Origin of the sequence: Psychromarinibacter sediminicola, from assembly GCF_029168335.1 — a bacterium.
Lineage (GTDB): Bacteria > Pseudomonadota > Alphaproteobacteria > Rhodobacterales > Rhodobacteraceae > Psychromarinibacter > Psychromarinibacter sediminicola.
In genome coordinates this window covers 45,267-51,266 of sequence record NZ_JARGYC010000032.1, presented here as the reverse complement: position 1 = coordinate 51,266, position 6,000 = coordinate 45,267, and the positions used below count along the sequence as shown (strand labels likewise).

At 70.1% G+C, this 6,000-nt stretch carries 4 protein-coding genes; 1 reads left to right on the top strand and 3 read right to left on the bottom strand.

Translation table 11 applies throughout. The features are described 5' to 3' along the window. Positions 1-412 precede the first annotated feature (412 nt). Complete coding sequence (locus tag P1J78_RS13195) at positions 413-1,099, top strand: NUDIX hydrolase (protein ID WP_275567838.1); 687 nt, start codon at positions 413-415, stop codon at positions 1,097-1,099. 349 nt (positions 1,100-1,448) lie between these two features. Here the strand turns inward: P1J78_RS13195 and P1J78_RS13190 are convergent, their stop codons facing one another. From P1J78_RS13190 to P1J78_RS13180, 3 genes are read right to left on the bottom strand one after another with little or no spacing between them, the layout of a single operon-like run. Next, a complete protein-coding gene (locus tag P1J78_RS13190; protein ID WP_275567837.1) occupies positions 1,449-2,711 on the bottom strand; it encodes a glycosyltransferase family 4 protein in 1,263 nt (420 codons plus the stop codon). Further along, entirely contained in the window at positions 2,708-4,384 is a 1,677-nt protein-coding gene (locus tag P1J78_RS13185) for a hypothetical protein (protein ID WP_275567836.1), read from the bottom strand. Before P1J78_RS13185 ends, P1J78_RS13190 begins: the two co-directional genes overlap by 4 nt. Then, the gene (locus P1J78_RS13180; protein WP_275567835.1) at positions 4,381-5,817 is read right to left on the bottom strand and encodes a hypothetical protein; all 1,437 of its coding nucleotides are present in this window, start codon (positions 5,815-5,817) and stop codon (positions 4,381-4,383) included. Before P1J78_RS13180 ends, P1J78_RS13185 begins: the two co-directional genes overlap by 4 nt. Positions 5,818-6,000 lie beyond the last annotated feature (183 nt).

Sequence of the window (6,000 nt, the reverse complement as noted above, 5' to 3'; positions counted from 1 at the left end):
GGGGGTTGCGGCCTGGGCGGTGACGGCGGTCAGGGCGAAGGCGGCGGCGGTAAGAGCGGTCTTGAACATTTGAGATTTCCTTTTCGAGGGTTGGTGTGTGTCTGTCTGCGTCGTCATAATGTAGTTTTTACACGAACAGTAAGTGTTGTAAAGACACTTAATGTCGGCCGCATGCAGAAATCTTATAACCCATTGATATATAATGATTTAAAATTTCAGATTCCGGTGGCTGAAGCGGCACGCCAGGTGGAATCAGCCCGACTCACACCGCCGACTCAGCGATTTGGACCCGTCACGGGCAGGCATTCCGAGCGAGAGACTCCACCTGCGGCGGCGTGCCCGGCGCCCCCCTTGTGCTCTTTACAAGCAGGGCGGACAAAAAATAGTGTCCACATCACACAAAGAGGTTCCGATGCCCTATTCCTATGAATACCCGCATCCGGCCGTCACGGCGGATGTCATCGTCTTCTCGATCATCGAGGGACGATTGAACGTCGTCCTGATCCGGCGGGCGGCGGAGCCGTTCAAGGACTGCTGGGCCTTGCCCGGCGGGTTCGTGCAGATGGACGAAGACCTCAAGGCCGGCGCGCGCCGGGAGCTTGCGGAAGAGGCGGGCATCTCTCCCGATCAGCTGGCGGGGCTGCCGTTCTTCCAGATCGGCGCCTATGGCCACCCGGACCGCGACCCACGCGAACGCGTGATCACGGTGGCCTTCGCGACACTGGTCCCGATGGACCGGGTGTCGCTCGTCGCCTCCACGGATGCGGCAGAGGTGCAGTGGTTCCCGCTGGACGACCTGCCGCCGCTCGCCTTCGACCACGCCACGATCCTGTCGGACGCGCGCGCGGCGCTCGCGCGCATGGTGGAGACCCGGCTGACCGACGAAGCCACTGCCGTCTTCGCCTTCCTGCCCGAGGCGTTCACGCTGGCGCAGGCACAGTCGGTGTTCGAGATCGTGAAGGGCCAGGACCTGGACAAGCGCAATTTCCGCAAGTGGATCGACGCGAACTGGGAGATCGAGGATCTGAAGCGCAAGACAACCGGCGGCCGCCACCGCCCGGCAGCGCTGTTCCGGCTGGTGGGACTTAAGGCGGGGTAGGACGGCCGGCCCGAAACGGGCGAAAGAGGACGGCGTTCATCGACGAGAACGCCGAGACCAAAGACGTCCGCATTCGCCCACGTAGGACGTGCATGTCCCTGCTGGGAGACCTGGTCCCCCGGACCCCCCTGGAGTATTTGGACCAAGATGGAGCAAGGGCGGCTTTTATGGGCGGCGCTGCATCGTGGGACCGGGCGGCCGTTGGCGGTGCAGGCGGTGGCGTTCCGGCCGCGCGCAGCGGGCTGGGTGTCTATAGGGTCGACCCGCTGGCGCGGGCCGATCCGCTGGGGGGCCAGCCCCCCAGACCCCCCTGGCGTATTTTCAACGAGAAGAAGCAGAGGGGGCGGGTTCAGGCGGGGGCGAGCGCGGTGGCGTAGAGGTCGAGGAGCTGTTCGGTCCAGCTTTCGGTGGTGCTGGAGAGCGTGGCGCCGTGGCTGCGGGCGTTGCGGCTCATCGTCTCGATCTCGGCGGCCGGCATGTCGCGGAGGCGGGTGACGGCGGCGTCGAAGCTGGCCGGGTCGAAGACGTCGAAGGAGAGGCCGGCGCCGAGGCGCTCGATCTCGGGCGCGAGGAGCGCGGTGTCGGAGACGAGGACCGGCAGGCCGCTTTGCACCGCTTCCGGGATCACCAGCGCGAAGGGTTCGGGGTGGTGCGAGGGCATCACCAGCGCGCGGGCGTCGGCCACCAGCGCGCCGATGCGGTTGGGTGGCTGCCAGCCGGCGAGCTCGACCTGCGGGTGGCTGCGGGCGATCGGGTCGCGCAGGGCGCCGTCTCCGATCAGGCGGAGGGGCGTGCCGGTGCGGGCGGCCGATTCCACGAGGTCCATGACGCCCTTGTCGCGTTCGAGGCGGCCGACATAGACGAGCCTGCGGTTGCGCTCGGCCGGGATGCGGCGTGTGGTGTAGGGCGTGGCCGGGTTGCGGATGACGCGCAGCAGGCTTTCGGGGTAGCCGGCGCGGGTGATCTTCGGCGCCACGTCGGGATTGATGACGACGAGGCCGGCCCAGGGCGCGCGGCGGTCGAGGCAGCGGAACAGCGTGGCGTGGCGGGCGACGCGCCAGAGCTTCTGGGCGTAGGAGCGCTTGTCGCAATTGGTGGCGAGGCAGGCGACGCCGAGCGGCACGCGGTGGCAGACCCGGTTGCGGCGGTAGTCCATGTACATGCCGTTGGGGCAGGCCAGGAAGGTGTCGTGGGCGTGCAGGACGGTGCGGCGGGCGACCCGGCGCAGGGCGGTGAAGATCGCGGGCGAGAGGATCTGCGCCCAGCCGTGGACGTGGTAGACCGTGCCGGGCCCGTCGTGGCGGTCGCGGATGCGGGCCACGAGATCGCGCGCGGCGGGGTCGTGGAGGCCCTTCGCCATGGTCTGCCATGGCGGGCGTTGCAGGAGGTCGGCGCTGCCCAGGGGCGCGATCTCGACCCCAAGGGCGCGGAGGTCGTCGTTCTCGCCCGCGTCGCCGCAGACGAAGGTGACGGGGATGCCGCGGGCGCGGAGCTGGCGGATGGACAGCAGGCAGAGCGCCGCGGTGCCGCCATTGGCGGTGCTGTGGTCGTTGATGACGACGACGCGGCTGGGGCGCGGGCGGTCGGCGCGGATCGGGCGCGCGTCGTTCATCGCGCCGCCTCCACCGTGACGCGCAAGCGGGTGTGGTCGCCGGTGGCGGTGGCGTTGGGGCCGAGGACGGCGTCGAGCCTGTCGCCGGGGGCGAGCGTGACCGGGCCGGCGGTGACGCGGCCGGGGGCGGTCAGGGTTTTCGTGGCGAGCGGGGTGCCGTTGTGGGTCAGCGTGATGGTGATGCCGTCGGCGCTGGCCGCGTCGGGGGCGGCCTCGGCCACGATGGTGACGGTTTCGGCCCGGGGGGCGCGGTAGCGGTAGAGAATTTCGAGCGGATCCTCGGGGCCCCAGGCGGAGGGCGTGGCCCAGCCGGGGCCGACGCGGACGGTGCCGTCGGCGTCGTAGCCGAGATAGGGCGTCCAGGGGACGCCGTCGCGCTCCTGGCCGGGGCGCGGGGCGAGCGGGTGCAGCGCGCCACGATGGCGGATATGGAGCGAGAAGGGGCCGTCGGCGCCCGTGTAGGAGAACTGGTCGAAGCTGTCGGCGCGGATCGTCTGGGGGCCGAGGCGGACGGTGTCGCCGAGGCGCGGTGACGGGCCGTCGGGGGGGCCGTCGGTTGGGCCCTCGGAAAGGATCAGGAGCGGCTCGGTGCGCGACAGGCGTAGCGGCGGGGCGGCGGGGGCGCCCGTGGGAGTGAGGGCGCGGAGGCCGTCGGCGAGCGCCACGCTGCGGGGCGCGCCCCAGAGGACGAGGACGCGGTCGCCGAAGCGGCAGGCATAGGTGAAGGGGTCCGGGGCGGCATCGGCGGCGGGGGCGCCCTCCAGGTGGTCGCGGATCAGGGCGTAGGTGCGGCCGACATCGGTGGGCGTCCCGTCCGCCGTGACCAGCGGGATCAGGCCGTCGCCGCGCGGACTGAACGGATACCAGACGGCGCGGGTCACGCCGGAGAGCGCCATCTGGCAATACATGCGCAGGAGGTAGCCGGGGGCGCGGGGCGCGTCGGTCGTGCCGAACTCGGTGATCTCGACGGGCATCTCGGCAAAGCCCGGCAGGGCGCGGGCGGCGGCGATCTGGCGGGCGATCTGTTCGGGTTCGGTGGTGTAGGGGTGCAGGACGAAGGCGTCCATGTGCTGTGCCCCGCCGGCCTGCAGCACCGCCTCGATCCAGGCGAGCGGGATGGAATGGGCGGCGCCGCCGAGGATGCGGATCTCGGGGTCGGCGGCGTGGACGGCCCGGGCCGACGCGGCCAGCAGGCGCACGTAGTCGCGGGCGCGGGCGGTCAGGTCGTCGGGCCAGCCCTCCTGCGCCGCGAATTCCCACGAGTTGAACTCGTTGCCGATCTCGACGCTGTGGATCGCGGGGAAGCGGTCGACGAGGGCGGCCAGGTAGGCGGCGAAGGCGGCCTGACCCTCGGGCGTGCGCGGGACCTGGCCGTTCTCCCAGCTCGGATGCCCGGTATAGGCCAGCAGGACGAGACCGGCGCCGCGCGCCGCCAGTACGGGCGCGTAATTTTCCCGCATGGTGCCGAAGACGAGGCGGGCGTCGGGCCGTTCGACATGCTCCCAGACGATCTCGTCGCGGAACTCGGTGATGCCGAGGGGCGCGGCGCCGTCCAGCGCCTCGGGCTGCCAGCCTTGCGCGAAGTTCGACGCGGCGCCCAGCACCGGCCCGCGCAGATCCAGCGCGGCGGCGGGCATGGCGGCGAGCGCCAGGCAGAGGGCGAGCCACCTCATCGGGATACGGCCAGCGGTTCGGCGGGCGCGGGCAGCGGGCGGGCGGTATTGGCGCGCACCACCACGCTGCTGCGCGACAGGCCCGCGATCAGCCCGGCGAAGATGAAGAAGATCGTGCCGAGGTTCGGCGTGGGCGCCGTGGGCATCGCGGCGATGACCTGGGCGAGGCAGGCGATCTTCAGCGCGCCGATCACGTTGTCCCGCCTGGCGTTGCCGGTGCCGTGCGGCGCGCGGGCGAGGCTGCCGAGGAAGATCAGATAGAACGCCGTGCCGATCAGCCCGAGGCTGCCGAGGCAGGAGACCAGCCAGTTGGAGGCCCGCACGCTGCCCAGGCCGGCGCCGATGCCCCAGGTGTCGACGAAGTTCTTCAGCGCCTGGACGTTCCAGCTCATCCGCTCGACGCCGGAGTCGCTTTCGAGCTTGTTCAGCAGGCTCTGGTCGATGAACTCGGTGATCGCGGGCACGAGGTGGTAGCCGGCGGTGAGCCCGACGGCCACGGCCCAGGCACCGGCGACGGCGAAGACGAAGAAGAAGGCGACGCGGCGCCGGAGCGCACCGATCCGCGCGGCATGGATCAGCCAGCCGGTCCCGTAGAGCGCCAGCAGCATCGCCAGCGCGACATAGGCGCCCGACGAGGTGGCGCGCAAAGTCGAGATCGCCGCCATGGCGACCATCGCCGTGGTCACGTGCGATTTCCCGGAGACGATCCAGTAGTGCAGCCAGAACCCCAGAAACAGCAGCGACACCGCGCCGTAGGCCGACGCCTCGGGCATGCCGCCGATCATCCGCTTCATGCCGCCCATGCTCGCGTACATCGCGATGTCGTAATTGGCGGTGCGGATCGGCTCCATCAGCATTTCGGTGCCGGTGGCCATGGTGATCACGTCGAGCCAGCCGAGGGCGAAATTCAGCGTCGTCGCCACGGCCAGCGCGCGCAGCACCGCCTTTTCGTCGGGGCGCATCCGGTAGAGCGTGGCCAGCGCGAGGAAGCAGGCGGCCGACAGCAGCAGATAGAAGGTCTGGGTGATGTTGCCCGAGGATGGGCGCAGCGGGATCGAGACGATGCCCTCGTCGTTGACCGCGCGCGACAGGCTGAAGATGTCGGTCTGCCCCTCGAACACGCGGGGGAAGAAGGCCGAGGCGATCAGGCCGTAGACGATGACCAGCAGCAGCCAGAAGCCGGGCTGGCCGGGGCGCAGCGTGCCCAGCATCCGGTCCGGGCCGCCGGGCGTCAGCGCCGCGAGCGCCAGCATGGCGCAGACGGTGAACTCGGCCGGCCCGATGGTGGCGCCGCCGACCGCCGGCAGGTTGAAGGCCGCGGCCGCGCCGAAAGGGACGAGTCCCACGAACATCCACAGCCCCCGATAGGGACCGACGGCGAACAGGCCGAAGATCGCGATCAGCGTCAGGAAGGTGCTTGGAACGATTTCCAAGGGCGCGGCTCCCGGGGCGGCGAATGACGGAGACAAGGCATACCACCGTTGCGCGACGGGTGAAGAGCCGGTGGCGTTGCCACATTTCTACCTTTGCGTGTATTAGCTAGTGACAAACACTCTGAGGGCGTATAGAAGGCCCCATAGTGGGAAAATCCGCGGTGCAGACCCCGATTCCCGGGG

Excerpts from the sequence above, each read along its gene's own strand:
- P1J78_RS13190 (WP_275567837.1), bottom strand. The coding sequence starts at position 2,711 with ATGAACGACGCGCGCCCGATCCGCGCCGACCGCCCGCGCCCCAGCCGC.
- P1J78_RS13195 (WP_275567838.1), top strand. The coding sequence starts at position 413 with ATGCCCTATTCCTATGAATACCCGCATCCGGCCGTCACGGCGGATGTC.
- P1J78_RS13185 (WP_275567836.1), bottom strand. The coding sequence starts at position 4,384 with ATGAGGTGGCTCGCCCTCTGCCTGGCGCTCGCCGCCATGCCCGCCGCC.